Genomic DNA, 18,677 nt, shown 5'->3' on the forward strand with positions numbered 1-18,677 from the left:
CGAGCGGTCGGAGGTTCGAATCCTCCCGGATGCACCATATTCTCCGTACTTTCAGCGATGAAGATAAGATAGCTATAATCACCGCTGGCACCAGGAAGGATAACGTTGCGTCAGCAACGGCCCATAAGGCGAATAATCCTCCCGGATACGTTCCTGCCCTGCAATCGCTTTTCCCCTTATCCTGAACATACCTCTTCATCTCTATTAGCGACAAAATCAACCAATTGCGATAAAGTACTGTCTGGTTATTCGGTTTGCGAGAACACGATGTACGCACGTTATGCTGGTTTGATTTTTGATATGGACGGTACTCTCCTGGATACCGAACCCACGCATCGCAAAGCGTGGCGTGAGGTTTTGGGGCGCTATGGTCTTCGTTTTGATGAACAGGCAATGGTCGCGCTTAACGGTTCGCCAACCTGGCTTATCGCCCAGTCAATCATTGAGCTTAACCATGCCGATCTTGATCCCCTGTCACTGGCGCGCGAGAAAACCGACGCGGTAAAAAGCATCCTGCTGGACTGCGTAGAACCGCTGCCGCTGGTTGAGGTGGTTAAAGTGTGGCATGGGCGGCGTCCCATGTCGGTCGGTACCGGTAGCGAAAGCGCTATCGCGGAAGCCTTGTTAGCGCATCTGGGACTGCGTCGTTATTTTGATGCGGTTGTGGCGGCAGATCACGTACAGCATCACAAACCCGCGCCTGACACCTTCCTACTGTGCGCCCAGCGGATGGGCGTCATGCCGACGCAGTGCGTGGTATTTGAAGATGCCGATTTTGGTTTACAGGCGGCGCGGGCGGCGGGAATGGATGCCGTGGATGTTCGACTATTGTGAGTGACGGACTGTCGCTCCTGTCTCTGTTTGCCAGCAGTTTTCTCAGCGCGACGCTGTTACCCGGTAATTCTGAGGTGGTTTTGGTTGCTATGCTGGTCTCCGGCGTCAGTCATCCCTGGGTCTTAGTCTTAACAGCAACAATGGGTAATAGCCTTGGAGGGGTAACTAACGTTATTCTTGGGCGTTTCTTTCCGCTGCGCAAAACGTCGCGCTGGCAGGAAAAAGCGACTGGCTGGCTAAAGCGTTATGGCGCAGCCACACTATTATTAAGCTGGATGCCGGTCATCGGTGATTTGTTGTGCCTGTTAGCGGGATGGATGCGCATCCCGTGGGGGCGGACGATCTTTTTTTTGTGTCTTGGTAAGGCGCTGCGCTATGTTGCGCTCGCAGCGGCGACGGTTCAGGGCATGATGTGGTGGTAATAATTGTAGGTTTGGCATGTATGTATGGCCGCCATTACAGTTATGCTTATTAAAACGATTTGGACAGGCGGGAGGTCAATTTGATCCCGGACGTATCACAGGCTCTGGCCTGGCTGGAAAAACATCCTCAGGCGTTAAAGGGGATACAGCGCGGGTTAGAGCGCGAAACGCTGCGTGTCAATGCTGATGGCACGCTGGCGACAACAGGTCATCCTGAAGCGTTAGGTTCAGCGCTGACCCATAAATGGATTACCACGGATTTTGCGGAAGCCCTACTGGAGTTTATTACGCCAGTCGATGGCGATATCCAGCATATGCTCACCTTTATGCGCGATCTCCATCGGTATACGGCCAGGAAACTGGGCGATGAGCGAATGTGGCCATTAAGTATGCCCTGCTATATTGCGGAAGGGCAGGACATAGAGCTGGCGCAGTACGGCACATCACATACGGGGCGCTTTAAGACGCTCTATCGCGAAGGGCTGAAAAATCGTTATGGCGCTTTGATGCAAACCATCTCCGGCGTACATTACAATTTTTCATTACCGATGGCGTTCTGGCAGGCGAAATGCGGCGTTACGGAAGGCGAAGCGGCAAAAGAAAAAATTTCTGCCGGCTATTTTCGTCTGATTCGCAACTATTACCGTTTTGGCTGGGTCATCCCCTATCTGTTTGGCGCGTCTCCGGCCATTTGTTCCTCTTTCCTGCAAGGAAAGCCAACCACATTACCGTTTGAAAAAACGGACTGCGGCATGTACTACCTGCCGTATGCGACGTCGCTGCGTTTGAGTGATTTGGGTTATACCAATAAGTCGCAAAGCAATCTCGGAATTACGTTTAACGATTTGCATGAGTATGTGGCAGGTCTGAAGCGGGCAATTAAAACCCCTTCCGAAGAGTACGCGCGGATTGGTCTGGAAAAAGACGGCAAGCGGCTACAGATTAACAGCAACGTTCTGCAAATTGAAAATGAGCTGTACGCGCCCATTCGTCCCAAGCGCGTGACGCGCAGTGGCGAATCGCCTTCTGACGCGCTTCTGCGTGGTGGTATTGAGTACATCGAAGTTCGTTCTCTCGATATTAACCCGTTCTCACCGATCGGCGTAGACGAGCAACAGGTGCGCTTCCTCGATCTGTTTATGGTCTGGTGCGTATTGGCCGATGCGCCGGAAATGAGTAGCGATGAGCTGTTATGTACGCGTACTAACTGGAATCGCGTTATTCTGGAAGGGCGTAAGCCGGGCCTGACGTTAGGCATTGGCTGTGAAACTGCGCAGTTCCCGCTGCCCAAAGTAGGGAAAGATCTCTTCCGCGATCTGAAACGTGTGGCGCAAACGCTGGACAGTATCCACGGGGGAGAGGAGTATCAAAAGGTGTGTGACGAGTTGGTCGCCTGCTTTGATAATCCTGAACTGACATTCTCCGCCCGGATCCTACGGTCTATGATTGATGAAGGCATTGGCGGCACCGGGAAAGCGTTCGGTGAGGCTTACCGTAATCTGTTACGCGAAGAGCCGCTGGAGATTTTACAGGAAGAAGAGTTTATTGCTGAACGTGACGCTTCAGTACGTCGTCAGCAGGAGATTGAGGCGGCGGATACCGAGCCGTTTGCCGCGTGGCTTGCGAAGCACGCCTGACCCAAAAGAAAAAGGCCACTCATGGAGTGGCCAAAATTTCATCACTGAAAACAGGGATGATGATAACAAATGCGCGTCTTTCATATACTCAGACTCGCCCCGGAACAAAGAGTTCAGTTTATTTTTAAAAAATTATCGGAGGTGACTAAATGCCATTATTAGATAGCTTCGCAGTCGATCATACCCGGATGCAAGCGCCGGCGGTCCGCGTGGCAAAAACGATGAACACCCCGCATGGCGACGCAATCACCGTATTTGATCTGCGTTTTTGCATTCCGAACAAAGAAGTGATGCCGGAAAAAGGGATTCATACGCTTGAGCATCTGTTTGCTGGCTTTATGCGCGACCACCTTAATGGTAACGGCGTTGAGATTATCGATATCTCGCCGATGGGCTGCCGTACCGGCTTTTACATGAGCCTGATTGGCACGCCGGACGAGCAGCGTGTTGCCGACGCCTGGAAAGCGGCGATGGCGGATGTGCTGAAAGTGCAGGATCAAAACCAGATCCCGGAGCTGAACGTTTACCAGTGCGGTACGTATCAGATGCACTCGCTCAGTGAAGCGCAGGACATTGCCCGTCATATTCTGGAGCGTGATGTACGCGTGAACAGCAATAAAGAGCTGGCGCTACCGAAAGAAAAACTGCAGGAACTGCATATTTAGTCTTATTGGTAAGCGGTTCCAGTATTTAAATTAACCCCGGTTTATGTCCGGGGTTTTTTATTGCTTAATATAATTTTTGTTTATTATATTTGCGGCGAGAATACATTTTAAATTAAGTAGTGCCTGGCCTGTTAAATAATAAAGTGTGATCTGGTAAACAGAAAAGGCGGCATAATTAACGATGCCAGAGTGTATTGATCACATAAACTAAAAATCATAAATAATTAATAGAAAAACATAATGGAATGCGCCAGATATCCAGGTAATAACAAGACTCTACTAATAGCCGGTAGATGGGGTTTTTAGCAAATCTTATCTGGTATACATCAAACTTAAGGGATAAAAAATGAAGGCTAAATATTTGGCGCTGCTGATCGGTGCTTGCTTTTCTCATAACCTTTGGGCAGCGAATAATATCACTATTGAGCAGCGTCTGGCTGAACTGGAGCAACGTGTTGTTAATGCTGAAAAACGGGCATCCGATGCCGAGGCGCAAATTCGCTCGCTGAAACAGCAGCAGGTCGCCGCTACGCCGACGGTGAATGTCCAGTCCGCCGAGCCCATAGCAGCAGGTAAAAAGCCGCCGAAGCTGACCTTATCCGGATTCAGCGATATTAAGTTCTATGGCGATGTCGAATTTAATATGGATGCGGCAAGCCGTTCCGGTAGCCTGACATCGATGAGAACGTCAGCGAATAAAGATTGGGCATCAGGAACCAATGAACGCTGGGATATTAACGGACGCCTGTTGCTGGGCTTTGATGGCTACCAGCGGCTGGACAATGGTAATTTTGCCGGATTCTCTGTACAGCCACTGGCGGACCTGACCGGAAAAATGAACCTTGATGATGCTGTTTTCTTCTTTGGTCGTGAGAATGACTGGAAAATTAAGGTTGGTCGTTTTGAAGCCTACGATATGTTCCCGCTGAATCAGGATACGTTTATTGAATATTCGGGGAATACAGCGAACGATCTTTACAGTGACGGTTACGGCTATATCTATATGATGAAAGAAGGACGGGGACGTAGCGACAGTGGGGGTAACTTCCTGCTGAGTAAAACCATCGACAACTGGTATTTCGAAGTTAACACATTGCTGGAAAATGGCAGTACGTTATATACCGAGAAGCAGTACCACGGAATGGATTTAACCAACGATAAAAACGCGGCTTACGTCCGTCCGGTTATCGCCTGGCAAAACGGGCGTTTTTCAACGGCGATAGCGATGGAAAGTAACGTCGTTAACAACGCCTATGGCTATTATGAGAATGGGAAGTGGATCGATCAGTCAGATCGTACGGGCTATGGTTTTACCATGACCTGGAATGGTCAAAAAACTGACCCGGAAGATGGCGCAGTGATTAACCTGAATACCGCCTATATGGATGCGACCGATGAGACAGATTTTACCGCTGGGGTGAATGCGCTGTGGCATCGATTTGAACTGGGTTATATCTATGCGCATAACAAAATCGAAGCCTTCAATGCTACCAATATCGATGCCGTTTGTGAGGACGATTGTTGGATCACCGATCCCGGCAATTATGACATTCACACTATTCATGCCTCATATTTATTCCCCAACGTGATGGATATGAAAAACTTTAACATCTATCTCGGTGCCTATGCTTCATGGGTAGAGGCCAATCCGAATAATGGCGATAACAGTGAAGATGCGCGTTACGGCGGGCGTCTGAGATTCAAATATTTCTTCTGATTGTTGGTCTACTAAAAAAGGGATCCGCAGATCCCTTTTATCAGATAGTTAGTGCGCGCCGCCGCCGCCGCCGCCCGCACCGAAGGGCGGTTTGGCGAACCACACCAGGCCGAGCAGCACCAGGAAGATCCCCGCCGACATCCAGAAGATTTCGTTGGCGGAAATAATCAGCCCCTGATTCGTGATTTGCTGGGCTATCCAGCCTGACGCCTGTTGGTGCGTCATCCCTAAGCCTTCCAGTTTATCGTACATAGCCTGAGCGTTTGGATTATACGCCGTAATCGACTCCGTGAGCTGAGCATGGTGTAGCGACTCACGATCGGTCCACATAGTGGTGGTAATCGAGGTGCCGATGGAGCCCGCCAGCGTTCGCGTGAAGTTCGACAGGCTTGATGCCGCCGCCAGCCGTTCTGGCGGTAACCCGGAGAGCGTAATGGTGGTCAGAGGCATAAAGAAGCAGGCGACGGCAAATCCCTGAATAAACTGCGGCCATGCGGAAGCGCCGAAATCCATACCCGGTTCGAACGTCCAGGCGCGCCAGTAAAAACAGACGGCGTACATAATGAAGCTGAACGTGACCAGCCTGCGCATATCCAGTTTATGCGCGAAGCGTCCGATAATCGGCGACAAAATTACCGGAATAATGCCGACTGGCGCCGACGCCAGACCTGCCCACGTTGCGGTATAGCCGTACACCTCTTGCAAAAGCTGCGGCAGTAGAACAATGGCGCCGAAATAGAGCATATAGGCAAGGCTGATGCACAAGCAGCCAATCGTGAAGTTACGCGATTTAAAAAGAGAAAGATCGACGATAGGGTGATCGTCGGTCAGTTCCCAGACGATCAGGAAACTGATGGCGATGACGGCGACCACGGTCAGGATGATAATTTCCTGTGAGGAGAACCAGTCCAGCTCTTTACCGCGATCGAGCATAATTTGCAGGCTGCCGATGCCAATCACCAGTAACGCCAGCCCGACGGCGTCAATACGTCGCCGTTCGGTATGCGTTTCACGTCCGCGCAGCGTGTGTAACGTCATCAGGACGACGGCGATGCCAATCGGCACGTTGATGAAGAAAATCCATCCCCAGTGGTAATTATCACTGATGTAGCCCCCCAGAATCGGGCCGCAAATCGGCGCGACAATGACGGTCATTGACCAGAGCGCCAGCGCAATGGAGCGCTTTGCGGGCGGATAGTTATTCAGCAACAGGCTTTGCGAGAGCGGAATCAGCGGCCCGGCGACCACGCCCTGCACCACGCGGAAGAAGATCAGCATATTCAGGCTGCTGGATACGCCACAGGCCCAGGAGGCCGCGGCAAAGGCGACCGTCGACCACATGAACAGTTTGACTTCGCCAAAACGTTTCGCCAGCCAGCCGGTTAAGGGAATCGAGATAGCGTTCGCCACCCCGAAAGAGGTGATAACCCATGTCCCCTGGCTTAGGGAAGAACCCAGGTTCCCGGCGATGGTAGGAATCGCCACGTTGGCAATGGTGGAGTCCAGCACCTGCATGAATGTCGCCAGCGACAGCGCGATCGTCATGATGACGAGCTGCGCGCCCTCCAGCGGTTTTTGCTGTTGTATCACACGCACCTCAGGATTAACCCGCGTTAGCCTGCACGATGTCGTCGATCAGTTTATTGACCGGCGCGAGATTAATTTCGCGTGCGTTACTTTCGGCAACCGGCGTCGTTCGTACCTGGCTGGCCAGTACCTGACCGTCGCGATTAGCGGTATCCACGGTGACCAGCGTCGATAAACCAATACGCAGCGGATGTTGTTCTAACTGGCGGGCGTCCAGTTCGACGCGTACTGGCAGACGTTGAACCACTTTAATCCAGTTACCCGTCGCATTTTGCGCGGGCAGCAGGGAGAAGGCGCTGCCTGTTCCCATATCCAGACCGACGACTTTACCGGTGTATTTTACGTCGTCGCCATAAATATCAGTAATCACCGTCACTGGCTGCCCAATGCGCATGTTCGCTAATTGGGTCTCTTTAAAGTTAGCGTCCACCCACAGATCGGTTGCAGGCACCACGGCCATCAGCGGCGTGGTGGGGCTGATTTGCGCGCCAGGCTGGACGGCGCGGCGGGAGACATAACCGGTCATCGGGCTGACGATGCGAGTACGCTCCAGCGCCAGCCAGGCGTTACGCACTTCGGTCGCCGCTTGTTGAACCGCGGGCTGATCTGCCAGATTACTGTTGAGTATCATTGCCTGGTTGGCATTGTACTGTTGAATGGCGACATCCAGTTGTGCCTGCGCGCTGGCGACGGCATCGCGGGCGTGTTGCAGTTCTTCACGGCCAATAAGATTGGCATTCCCCAGCGGCACACGACGGTTAAGGTCGCTTTGCGCCTGCGCCAGGGCGGTTTTTTGCACGTCGATATTCGCCTGCAACTGCTTGCTGTTAATCATCAACTGGTGCGTCTGACGCACGCTGGAGGCCAGCGCCGTTTTGGCTTTTTCAAACGCTTGTTTGGCGTCAGTCTGATCGAGCGTGACCAGAACATCGCCCTCTTTTACAAAGTCGGTGTTATCAGCCCAGACTTTCGTCACGCTGCCTGACACCTGCGCCATGATTTGAACCTGGTTCCCTGCCACGTAAGCATCATCTGTCTCTTCAATATGACGCAATACTAAAAACCAATAAATTCCATATGCCACGGCAATAATAATAAAGAGCAAGGTAAGAAGTAACAGCGCTGTTTTGCGCTTGCCTTTCTTCTTAGCCGGTTGCTGCGGGGTTTGGATCTCCGCATTTGCGCTCATGTTGTTCTCCACGATCTTATTATTCACATCGGCTGAGCCGACCTGTTGTCAGAAAGGCCAGCAGTAACGCGTGCCGGCCTGTCCGCTTTCCTGTTATTAATCTGGATTTTTGAGCGGGTCGGCGCTTTAGCGCAGCGCCTCAAGAACAGTGCCTTCCTGCTCCATTTGATCAAGACGCGTCAGGAGTTTACGAGTGATGTGCTCAAGTTGATCTTTTTCGGCAGTGCTAAGTGATGACCAGAGTTGATGCAGACAATGATGCTGAGGCGGAAGCACTTCTTGCAAAAATGCCTGGCCTTTCTCCGTTAATTGCAGATGCAGGCAACGGCGGTCGTTATCGCTCTCACGACGCTCAATCCAGCCGCGTTTTTCCAGCTCATCTGCAATGCGTGTCGCATTGGTGCGAGATGAACCCAGCGCGCAGCTTAATTCAGACGGCTGAATACTGTGGTTTTCCTGAGACTCCAGCGTAATCAACGCCATAAACAACGTCTCGTTAATCCCTTGAGCCTTCAGCATCTTATTGCGGTTTTCCAGGAGCTTGCCTTGCATGTGCATACAAAGACGAGTCAAAAGAATTTCCTGATAAGGAAAGTCTTCGTGACGGCTGGCGCGAAATTTTAGCATTTGTTCAATGGGCGTAAACGAACTATCCATTTGGGCATGACCTCATTAATTTCAGCCGATATAGTAACGACAGTGACAAATAAAGTAAATGTATTATTAATACAAAATCATTCTTTCAGGCTATAAAGCAACCAATGATACGCAGACTGAGACGCCAGCGGGAACATTGGGCCCGGTAAAGCGCCGCCTGCGGCAAATCCAGGAATGACGAGAAAAGCGTGAGTGCCTGCATGAAAAAATCAGGAGAGAACGATAAGCGGGAGGGGCGAAAGCCGGGTAAACGGCCTTACAACCCGATGCAAAAGCCACCGGAATATCACGGATAGCTATCGGTGAACGACCTTCGAATCCTTGAACGGGCGCTATTGGCCTGGGAGCAGATGGGGATGCAGGGCTTTCCATAGAATTATATTATTCTTCACCGGTATAAAAATAACCATGATAAATGAATAGCATAACCTTAACAGACTGGGGAGCTCCTTAACACCCTAAGGAGCTTAAACAAAGGTAAACGCTCACTATCCGCTTAATTTACGGCTTCCTGTCGGTGAAAACCTCGCCACCAGACCAGTAAATTAAGTAAGGCTACCGTGACACCCGCCAGACAAACGCCGGCCCAGCCGGCATGTTGCCAGGCGGAGGCGGAAATCAGCGACCCTGCAGCGCCACCGATAAAGTAGCTGGTCATATAGCCGGCGGTGAGCCGGTTACGCGCATCCGGATGCAAACGATAGATGACCGTCTGATTGGTGATATGTACCCCCTGAACGGTGAGGTCCAGTACCAGAATGCCAATAATCAGCGCCAGTACCGAGGTGTGCCCAAGCCAGATAGCCAGCCAGGAGAGTAACAGCAGCAGTAAGCCGAACGTGGTGGTGAGGTGAGATTTACCTTTATCGGCAAATCCGCCCGCCGGACGCGCGCCTAAAGCGCCGGCGGCCCCCGCCAGGCCAAACAGGCCAATCATCCCCTCGGAGTAGCTAAACGGCGGCGCGGCGAGCAAAAAGGCCATTGATGTCCAGAGGATGCTGAAATTAGCAAAGGTCAGACAGCCCAGCAGCGCGCGGGTACGCAGCAGCTTATCGTGAATAAACAGGCTGAATACAGAACCCAACAGTTGCGGGTAGTTAAGATGGGTGTCGGATTTGAGCTTTGGCAGTCCGCGCCACAACGCGACGGCCATCAGCGCCATCAGCGCCGACGCTACCCAAAATACGGTGCGCCAACCGCCGAGGTTTGCCAGCAGTCCGGCGACCGTTCGCGCCAGCAGGATCCCCAGCAACAGGCCGCTCATAATGGTGCCGACCACTTTACCGCGGGTGGCGGGCGTCGCAAGCGTGGCGGCCAGCGGAACCAGAATCTGCGCCACCACGGAGAACAGTCCGGTTAAGGCCGTTCCGAGTATCATCATGCTAAGCGACTGACTGCTGGCGGTGATCAGCATTCCGCCAGCCGCCAGCAACGTCATGGAGACAATCAGCGTTCGGCGTTCAAACATGTCGCCGAGCGGCACCAGAAACAACAGGCCAGCGGCATAGCCCAACTGCGCGGCGGTAACGATAAACCCTGCGGAGCTGGCGGAAAGCGAAAAGTGATGCGCGATGGTATCAAGCAGCGGCTGGGCATAGTAGTTGCTGGCGACCGCCAGACCCGTGGCCACAGACATTAAAACGATCAGCGCCGGGCTAAGCTCATGAGTGGGTTTCGTCATTATGGTAATCGTGATTCAGATAATTATTTCCTGGGAAAACAATCATAGCGGATGTTGATGAATAAAGGGGAACGGTGACGTGATGAATCGTGCGCTTTGAGGAGAGATTGCGTTGGCCGGATAGCAGCGCATGAACTGCGCCTTATCCGGCATAAAAAACGATACTATTTCTGCGCGGCCAGCGCTTCTTTCACCCAGCCGTCAAACTGCTGCTGGTGGGCGTTGATCCAGCCGTCCACGTGGCCCTGAACATCGGCTTCAGACGATTTACCGGCATGCATCATGGCGTTCTGCGCGTTGATATCCGCCAGCGGCAGCTTCATGATGGCGAACAGTTTCGCCGCCGCCGGGTTTTTCTCCGCCCATGCCTTATTGGCGACAATATGCATGGTATTAACCGGGAACCCATAGTTCGCGCCGTTCGGCAGTTTAGTATCAATATTTTTCTGTTCGCCCGGCAGGGAGGAGAACGGTACCTGTAGCCAGACGACATCTTTACCCGGCTTCATTACGTCGCTCACCCAGTACGGAGTCCAGGTGTAATACAGCACCGGCTTGCCTTCTTTAAAACGGGTAATGGTATCAGCCATCATCGCCGCATAGTTACCGTGGCTGACCTCAACGGTTTTTTGCAGATCAAACGCTTTATTCTGGTGATTGATCACGGCTTCGCAGCCCCAGCCCGGCGAGCAGCCCATCATGTCCGCTTTTCCGTCGCCATTGGTATCGAAGATTTTGGCGATTTTCGGATCTTTTAGCTGAGCGATATTGGTGATGTTGTACTGCTCGGCGGTTTTTTTATCGATCAGATAGCCCTGCGCAGCGCCGGAGACGAAGACGCCCTCGCGGTAAAACTTGTTGTCTCCGCCTGCTGCGGCATACATATCATCATGCAGCGGCTGCCAGTTCACGGCGGTAAACGTCGCATCGCCAGAGGCGATGGAGGTATAGCCTACGTTGTAATCGACTTCACTCGGCTTATTTACGGTATAACCCAACTTTTCCAGCGCCCGGCTGACCAGTAACGTCTGGAAGGTCTCTTCAGAAATCGTGCTTTGGATAGGTTGGACGGTAATGCCTTTGCCAGGCAGGTCGGCAGCGAAAGCGCTGGCGGTGACAAGGGTGGCAAACGCTGAGGCAAATATCACGGTATGTCGCATCGTTGTTCCTTTAATTATGGTAGAGAGTTGTAAGCCCGGTAAGCGCAGCGTCACCGGGCGTCAGGAGAGTTACTTAACGAAAGGGCGGGTGATTAGCCCAACAGGACCGGTGGTATACCAGCGACGGTTACCGCGGCTACGCGAGTCGCGTCCGACGGCCTGCGTCAGACGGTCCAGAATGATGGCGAGAATCACTATGCCGACGCCGCCGACGGTTGCCAGCCCCATATCAAGACGACCAATGCCGCGTAGTACCATCTGGCCAAGCCCGCCGACCGCAATCATCGAGGCGATGACGACCATCGAGAGAGCCAGCATCAGCGTCTGATTAACGCCTGCCATAATGGTGGGCATCGCCAGCGGTAGCTGCACTTTGAACAACATTTGGCGCGGGCTGGCGCCGAACGAGCGCGACGCTTCAATTAAGTCGGCAGGCACCTGGTTAATGCCCAGGATCGTCAGGCGTACAATCGGCGGTAGAGCAAAAATAATCGTCACCACCACGCCCGGCACGTTACCGATGCCGAATAACATGACAATCGGCACCAGATAGACAAACGCGGGCGTGGTCTGCATCGCATCCAGCAGCGGACGAACTATTTTGGCCGCGCGCGGGCTGCGCGCCAGCCAGATTCCCATCGGTAATCCGATCACGACGCAGAACAACAGGGCGGTCAGCACCAGCGCCAGGGTAATCATCGCCTGCGACCAGGCGCCGATCGCGCCGATGGCGATCAGCGATATCAGCGCCGCGATCCCCATGCCCACGCCGGAAACCTGCCAGGCAATCAGCGCAAAGAGAATAATCGCCACAGGGGCGGGCATTCCCAGCAGCAGTTGCTGAAAGCCGTTAAGGATGTAATCCACCGGCACACGAATCCCCTGAAAAAGGGGACGGAAATGGGTGACAACCCAGTCGATTCCCTCTGTGACCCAGCTATCCAGCGGGATCAGCGTCTTATGGAACGGGTCCAGAAGAGAAAAGTGTTCAGGGGCTGGCACGGGCGCGCTGTTCAACCAGTCGGTACTGCCGCCGTCCGTGGCTACGCCTGCCGGTGTTCCCCAGGCATCAGCCGTTTGCGTCGTCGTATCGGCCACCTGTGCGGTATCCCACGGATTCGTTTGATCAGCCATTGTTACCCCCCTCGCGATCTAAAGCCTGTAGCAACATACGTTTTGAAATAATGCCAACATACTGGTGTTCTTCATCGACAACCGGCACCGCGCAGGGCGCCTGGCCGACGTGAGAGAGCAACTCGCTGAGTGGGGTTTGCGCATCAACAACTAAAGGGTCGTCGATAAGCGCCGCTTCAATCCCTTGCGCCTGGCTTAATGCCGCTTTTAATGAGTCGATGGACACGACGCCCACGAATTTATTGCCACGCTCAATGACGTAACCATATTCACGGTCTTCATCCTGTAATAATTTCAGTGCCGAACGGGGACCAAAACCTGGCGTTTTACGAATTAAGCCGACCGGACTGCGGCGGGCAATATCTTTGGCGCTAAAGACCTGACTAATATCCACGCCACGGAAGAACGTGCGGACATAATCATTTGCCGGATTATTCAGGATCTCATCCGGCGTTCCAACCTGTACAACCTCGCCATTTTGCATAATGGCAATCCTGTCGCCAATACGCATAGCCTCATCAAGATCGTGGGAAATAAAGACAATGGTGCGCTGATGTTTCGCCTGTAATTTCACCAGCTCATCCTGCATTTCGGTACGAATTAATGGATCGAGGGCGGAAAACGCTTCATCCATTAATAAGATATCAGGGTTGATTGCCAGCGCGCGGGCAAGCCCAACACGCTGACGCATCCCACCGGAAAGTTCATCCGGATAGGCGTGAGCGTAATTATCAAGCCCTACCTGACGCAAGGCGTCCAGCGCTTTTTCGCGACGCTCTTGCGCCGCGATGCCCGCTAATTCCATACCGAATGCCGTATTATCCAGCACGGTCATATGTGGCATGAGCGCAAATGACTGGAAGACCATCGCAATCTTTTTCCTGCGCACCTCGCGAAGCTCAGCGTCTGATATTTTGGCAATATCAACGCCGTCAATCAGTACCTGTCCGCGGGTGGGTTCAATCAGGCGATTGAGAAGGCGTACCATTGTGGATTTACCCGAGCCGGATAATCCCATGATGACAAATATCTCGCCTTCTTCAATGGCCAGACTGGCGTCTTTAACGCCAAGCGATAGCCCCGTTTTTTCCAGTATTTGCTCTTTCGATAGTCCCTTTTCAATATATTTGAAGGCACGCTGCGGATGCTCTCCAAATATTTTATACAGATTCTTCACTTCTAATTTAATTGCCATGCAATAGAATGATTCCTGTTATTTACTTATGTCGATATGTTACCTGATAGAAATAGTTACCTTTTTCTACCCTAACATACTCAGAATCTGAGACAACCCTGAATTTGCTTCTGGCATGAATATTGCGAGGTGCTATCGGCTGTGATTTCCCATGATATAAGGGCTGAACGCGAATGAGGAGAGAGAGATATTTTTTGGGGCAACCAGCAAAAATCCACCTGAACTGGGGGAATCCAGGTGAATAATCTCACTCGTATTGAGTGTAGGACATGTTGTAATATTTGCGCGATTTAACCCGGTATTGCCTGAAATAAAGGCATGGAAAATGTAACGTTATTTCCCATGCCCGTAAGGTTAAAAATTCCAGTCTTCGTCTTCGGTTTCGACTGTTTTCCCCATCACATAAGATGAACCTGAGCCGGAAAAGAAATCATGGTTTTCGTCGGCATTCGGCGAGAGCGCGGCAAGGATCGCGGGATTCACGTCTGCCATCTCCGGCGGAAATAACGCCTCATAACCCAGGTTCATTAAGGCTTTATTGGCGTTGTAGCACAAGAAGGCTTTGACGTCGTTAACCCAGCCGGTTTCCGCATATAATGCTTCTGTGTAGCGGATTTCGTTGTCGTACAGTTCCATCAATAAATCCAGCGCGAAAAGCTTTAACTCTTCGCGCTCGATTGCCGATAGTTTTTGTAGCGCTATCTGATACTTATAGCCAATATAATAACCGTGAACCGCTTCATCGCGAATGATTAAACGAATCAGGTCGGCAGTGTTCGTGAGCTTACCGCGGCTGGAGAAATACATCGGCAGCCAGAAGCCGGAATAGAACAGAAAAGACTCTAAAAAGACGCTGGCAATCTTTTTCTTTAGCGGTTCATCGCTGACGTAATGAGCCAAAATAATCTGCGCCTTACGCTGTAGCGGCGGGTTTTCTTCGCTCCAGGCGTAGGCGGCATCAACCTCTTTCGTCTGGCACAGCGTGGAAAAAATAGAACTGTAAGAGCGGGCGTGTACCGCTTCCATAAAGCTGATGTTCGACAGCACTGCCTCTTCATGCGGCGTGATGGCATCTGCCATTAACGACGGCGCGCCTGCGATGTTCTGGATAGTGTCGAGCAGCGTAAGTCCCGTAAACACGCGAATGGTGAGCTGCTGTTCGGCGGCGCTCAGCGTCTGCCAGGCCGGAATATCATTCGACAACGGCACTTTTTCCGGCAGCCAGAAGTTACTGGTCAGCCGGTTCCACACCTCCAGATCTTTGTCGTCCTGGATCTTGTTCCAGTTGATGGCGCTAATACGAGATAATTTCATATGGCTTTCCTTATAGCGCGCAGGATACGCAGCCTTCAATTTCAGTACCTTCCAGCGCCAACTGGCGAAGCCGGATGTAATACAGTGACTTAATACCTTTTCGCCAGGCATAGATCTGCGCCTTGTTGATATCGCGGGTCGTGGCGGTATCGGGGAAAAACAGGGTGAGCGACAGCCCTTGATCGACGTGGCGCGTGGCCTCGGCATAGGTATCAATAATTTTTTCCGGACCGATATCGTAAGCATCCTGATACATATCCAGATTTTCATTGGTCATAAACGGCGCGGGGTAATACACACGCCCGGTTTTGCCCTCTTTGCGAATCTCAATTTTGGCCACAATCGGATGAATGCTGGAGGTCGCATGATTAATGTAAGAAATCGAACCGGTCGGCGGCACCGCCTGCAAATTTTGGTTATAGATGCCATAGCGCATCACATCGTCGCGCAGCTTTAGCCACATTTCTCGTGTGGGCAGCGTAATGCCGCTGCGGGCAAATAGCGCCCTGACTTTCGCTGTTTTCGGTTGCCAGTCATCCTGTAAATACTGCGTAAAATAGTCGCCGCTGGCATAGCGCGACTGCGCAAATCCGGCGAAGGTTTTGCCGCGTTCGCGGGCCAGCCGCATTGAAGTATGCACGGCATGCCAGGTAATGGTGTAAAAATAGAGATTGGTGAAATCCAACGCCTCCGGCGAACCGTAGGCAATGCCTTCTCTCGCCAGATAGCCATGCAGATTCATCTGGCCCAGACCGATGGCATGAGAGGCGGCATTACCGGCGGCTATTGAGGGCACGCTGCGTATATGGCTCATGTCCGACACCGCCGTCAGGCCGCGAATAGCGGTTTCTACGGTACGGCCAATGTCCGGTGAATCCATGACGTGAGCGATATTCAGCGAGCCGAGATTGCAGGAGATGTCATGCCCGATGTGGGTATAGTCAAGGTTATCGTCGTAACGGGAGGCGCTATTGACCTGTAAAATTTCCGAGCACAGATTACTCATATTAATGCGCCCAGCAATGGGATTCGCGCGGTTTACCGTATCTTCAAACATGATGTAGGGATACCCGGATTCGAACTGAATCTCCGCCAGTGTTTGAAAAAAGTCACGGGCGTTAATATAGGTTTTACGCACGTGTGGATCGGCAATTAATTCATTGTACCGTTCGCTAATGGCGATATCGCCAAACGGTTTGCCGTAGCGTCGTTGTACGTCATAGGGCGAAAAGAGCGCCATTTGCGCGTTTTCTTTCGCCAGCCGGAAGGTGATATCCGGGATCACCACGCCGAGAGAGAGCGTTTTGATCCGGATTTTTTCGTCAGCGTTTTCCCGTTTGGTATCCAGAAAACGCAGAATATCCGGGTGGTGCGCATGGAGATAAACCGCGCCGGCCCCCTGGCGCGCGCCAAGCTGGTTGGCATACGAAAATGCGTCTTCCAGCATTTTCATCACCGGGATCACGCCGGAAGACTGATTCTCAATGCGTTTGATCGGCGCGCCCGCCTCGCGCAGATTGGAGAGCAAAAACGCGACGCCGCCGCCGCGTTTGGAGAGTTGCAGCGCCGAATTCACCGCCCGCCCGATCGACTCCATATTGTCTTCGATACGGAGCAGGAAGCAGGAGACCAGTTCTCCACGCTGCTGTTTACCGCAATTTAAAAAAGTCGGGGTGGCGGGCTGAAAGCGACCAGAAAGCATTTCATCGGTCAGTTGGGTGGCCAGCGTTTCGTCACCCTGCGCCAGCGTCAACGCCACCATTGTCACCCGATCTTCAAAGTGTTCCAGATAACGTTTGCCGTCGAAGGTTTTCAGCGTGTAACTGGTATAGAACTTCCAGGCGCCAAGAAACGTCTGGAAGCGAAAGCCGCTGGCGTGGGCGTGCTCGAACAGGCGGAGGACGAAGGCGCGGTCGTAACGCGCGAGGACAGCGTCATCGTAATACCCTTCCCGAACCAGCGTCTCCAGACGTTCATGCTGGCTGGCAAACGTCACGGAATGCGGGCGGACGTGGGCGGCAAAGAAGGCGTCGATCGCCTGCTGGTCCTTGTCGAACTGAATATGGCCTGCTTTATCGTAAAGATTCAGCATCGCGTTCAGGGCGTGGTAATCCATAGTTTCCTGCATTACGCGCTCCGGGGTAGTTGTTGCCAAAATTCATTTACTCCTCTTCGGACGTTATCGATGTCGCGTTGTGTGCCCATGAGCTCAAAGCGGTACAGCCAGGGTACGCCGCATTTTTGTGCTATCACATCGCCAGCGCATCCCCAGGCATCGCCGAAATTGCGATTACCGGAGGCAATGACGCCGCGAATGCGCGCCCGGTTGTGTTCATCATTTAAAAAGCGGATCACCTGTCGCGGCACCGCACCGGCCATCCCGCCGCCGCCGTATGACGGCACAACCAGAATGTACGGTTCGTCTACCTGAATTCGCTCCCGTTCATTGAGCGGAATACGCGTGGCAGGCAGCCCCAGACGCTGCATAAAACGGTGCGTATTTTCAGAGCTGCTGGAGAAGTAGACGAGCGCGCTCATGCGTTTGCCGCGTGGGGTGTCGGGTGCAGACGGTTAATCATGTCCGGGCGGAAGCCGGACCAGCTCAAATCGCCCGCCATCACCACCGGTAATTGACGAAATCCTTGCGCCCGGAGCGTATCCGCTGCATCCGGCACCAGATCGACGTTCACCATCTCAAATTCAAATCCACGGCTTTCCATCGCCCGCTTTGTGGCGTGGCACTGAACACAGTTATTGCGAGTGTAAATAGTAATGCTCATGATTCGTATTTCCATTTAAAATGAGAAAACGGCGCGATGAAACGCGTCGGATTGTCGTGTGTTGATACAGGGAATACTAGATGTAGTTGAATTAAGATTCAACCATACAAGATATGGGAATTTTAGATTGATTTTAACGCCGCTGATGAACGCAGCGGGGTAGGGGGGCATGGCTAATTTTTGCCGGATGGCGGCGTGAACGCCCGATCCGGCCTGCAGGTTCACGCATAACAGAGTTGGCTGGCATCCGCGCCATCCGGCAACAATGCGTCACATTCGCATACCGATCGCCAGACGGTTAAAGCAGTTCATTAAACCAATGGCGAAGGTCAGATCGCTGATTTCACGCGCGCTGAAATGATCGAGCAGCGGCAGGTAAACATTATCTTCGGCGTGGGTTTCAGCAATGTGCGTCACCGATTCCGCCCAGGCTAACGCCGCGCACTCTTGCTCGCTGAAATGGTGACTTACCCGCCATCCTGCCAGCGCATCTAATTTAGCTTGATTTACGCCAGCCTTACGCAGCGCTTTACTGTGCATCTCCAGGCAAAATGCACAACCATTTATTTGCGAAACACGCAGGTAAATCAGCTCCATCAGAGTGAGGTCAAGCGTGCTCTTTTCCAGCGCGTTTTTCGCCTGCACCAGAGCGCTGTAAACCTCCGGGCTCAGTTCATAATAGGGTTGGCGTAACGTCGTCATCAT

At 52.5% G+C, this 18,677-nt stretch carries 17 protein-coding genes; 5 read left to right on the forward strand and 12 right to left on the reverse strand.

The window, feature by feature from the left end; translation table 11 throughout:
• Positions 1 to 267: 267 nt before the first annotated feature.
• From yqaB to ACLD4K_RS17220, 5 genes are all read left to right on the forward strand, one after another.
• Positions 268 to 834, forward strand: coding sequence for a fructose-1-phosphate/6-phosphogluconate phosphatase (gene yqaB, locus ACLD4K_RS17200; protein WP_411012214.1), 567 nt, complete (start codon positions 268 to 270; stop codon positions 832 to 834).
• Positions 831 to 1,256: a YqaA family protein gene (locus ACLD4K_RS17205; protein WP_001279499.1), complete on the forward strand. Its 426-nt coding sequence runs from the start codon at positions 831 to 833 to the stop codon at positions 1,254 to 1,256. Before yqaB ends, ACLD4K_RS17205 begins: the two co-directional genes overlap by 4 nt.
• 80 nt (positions 1,257 to 1,336) lie before the next feature.
• Entirely contained in the window at positions 1,337 to 2,893 is a 1,557-nt protein-coding gene (gene gshA, locus ACLD4K_RS17210) for a glutamate--cysteine ligase (RefSeq protein ID WP_411012215.1), read from the forward strand.
• Between the two features lie 149 nt (positions 2,894 to 3,042).
• Positions 3,043 to 3,558 (forward strand): S-ribosylhomocysteine lyase, encoded by a 516-nt coding sequence (gene luxS, locus ACLD4K_RS17215; RefSeq protein ID WP_001130194.1) that lies wholly within the window; start codon positions 3,043 to 3,045, stop codon positions 3,556 to 3,558.
• A gap of 346 nt (positions 3,559 to 3,904) precedes the next feature.
• Entirely contained in the window at positions 3,905 to 5,275 is a 1,371-nt protein-coding gene (locus tag ACLD4K_RS17220) for a carbohydrate porin (RefSeq protein WP_183060279.1), read from the forward strand.
• Between the two features lie 48 nt (positions 5,276 to 5,323).
• Here the strand turns inward: ACLD4K_RS17220 and emrB are convergent, their stop codons facing one another.
• The 12 genes from emrB to ACLD4K_RS17280 all read right to left on the reverse strand — a co-directional run bounded on the left by emrB (position 5,324) and on the right by ACLD4K_RS17280 (position 18,674).
• Positions 5,324 to 6,862 (reverse strand): multidrug efflux MFS transporter permease subunit EmrB, encoded by a 1,539-nt coding sequence (emrB, locus tag ACLD4K_RS17225; RefSeq protein WP_001187297.1) that lies wholly within the window; start codon positions 6,860 to 6,862, stop codon positions 5,324 to 5,326.
• 16 nt (positions 6,863 to 6,878) lie between these two features.
• Positions 6,879 to 8,051 (reverse strand): multidrug efflux MFS transporter periplasmic adaptor subunit EmrA, encoded by a 1,173-nt coding sequence (gene emrA, locus ACLD4K_RS17230; protein ID WP_411012216.1) that lies wholly within the window; start codon positions 8,049 to 8,051, stop codon positions 6,879 to 6,881.
• Positions 8,052 to 8,177: 126 nt separating this feature from the next.
• Positions 8,178 to 8,708 (reverse strand): transcriptional repressor MprA, encoded by a 531-nt coding sequence (gene mprA, locus ACLD4K_RS17235; RefSeq protein ID WP_000378431.1) that lies wholly within the window; start codon positions 8,706 to 8,708, stop codon positions 8,178 to 8,180.
• A gap of 496 nt (positions 8,709 to 9,204) precedes the next feature.
• A complete protein-coding gene (locus tag ACLD4K_RS17240) occupies positions 9,205 to 10,389 on the reverse strand; it encodes an MFS transporter (protein ID WP_000165758.1) in 1,185 nt (394 codons plus the stop codon).
• A 164-nt stretch (positions 10,390 to 10,553) separates the two neighbouring features.
• Positions 10,554 to 11,549 carry a glycine betaine/L-proline ABC transporter substrate-binding protein ProX gene (gene proX, locus ACLD4K_RS17245; protein WP_001216622.1) on the reverse strand — a complete coding sequence of 332 codons (996 nt, stop codon included), beginning with the start codon at positions 11,547 to 11,549 and terminating at the stop codon, positions 10,554 to 10,556.
• Positions 11,550 to 11,618: 69 nt separating this feature from the next.
• Positions 11,619 to 12,683, reverse strand: a complete 1,065-nt coding sequence (proW, locus tag ACLD4K_RS17250) for a glycine betaine/L-proline ABC transporter permease ProW (protein WP_411012217.1) — start codon at positions 12,681 to 12,683, stop codon at positions 11,619 to 11,621.
• On the reverse strand, positions 12,676 to 13,878 hold the full coding sequence (gene proV, locus ACLD4K_RS17255; protein WP_411012218.1) for a glycine betaine/L-proline ABC transporter ATP-binding protein ProV: 1,203 nt from the start codon (positions 13,876 to 13,878) through the stop codon (positions 12,676 to 12,678). The genes proW and proV overlap by 8 nt, the downstream gene beginning before the upstream one ends.
• A gap of 354 nt (positions 13,879 to 14,232) precedes the next feature.
• Positions 14,233 to 15,192 (reverse strand): class 1b ribonucleoside-diphosphate reductase subunit beta, encoded by a 960-nt coding sequence (gene nrdF / locus ACLD4K_RS17260; protein WP_000777903.1) that lies wholly within the window; start codon positions 15,190 to 15,192, stop codon positions 14,233 to 14,235.
• A 10-nt stretch (positions 15,193 to 15,202) separates the two neighbouring features.
• Positions 15,203 to 17,347, reverse strand: coding sequence for a class 1b ribonucleoside-diphosphate reductase subunit alpha (gene nrdE / locus ACLD4K_RS17265; RefSeq protein WP_080250683.1), 2,145 nt, complete (start codon positions 17,345 to 17,347; stop codon positions 15,203 to 15,205).
• Positions 17,320 to 17,730: a class Ib ribonucleoside-diphosphate reductase assembly flavoprotein NrdI gene (gene nrdI / locus ACLD4K_RS17270; protein ID WP_001275405.1), complete on the reverse strand. Its 411-nt coding sequence runs from the start codon at positions 17,728 to 17,730 to the stop codon at positions 17,320 to 17,322. Before nrdI ends, nrdE begins: the two co-directional genes overlap by 28 nt.
• Positions 17,727 to 17,972, reverse strand: coding sequence for a glutaredoxin-like protein NrdH (nrdH, locus tag ACLD4K_RS17275; RefSeq protein ID WP_000028870.1), 246 nt, complete (start codon positions 17,970 to 17,972; stop codon positions 17,727 to 17,729). Before nrdH ends, nrdI begins: the two co-directional genes overlap by 4 nt.
• A 270-nt stretch (positions 17,973 to 18,242) precedes the next feature.
• Positions 18,243 to 18,674: a carboxymuconolactone decarboxylase family protein gene (locus ACLD4K_RS17280; protein ID WP_000209807.1), complete on the reverse strand. Its 432-nt coding sequence runs from the start codon at positions 18,672 to 18,674 to the stop codon at positions 18,243 to 18,245.
• Positions 18,675 to 18,677: the final 3 nt, after the last annotated feature.

This window comes from Salmonella sp. 741265055_HSA, assembly GCF_046569525.1.
GTDB lineage: Bacteria > Pseudomonadota > Gammaproteobacteria > Enterobacterales > Enterobacteriaceae > Salmonella > Salmonella enterica.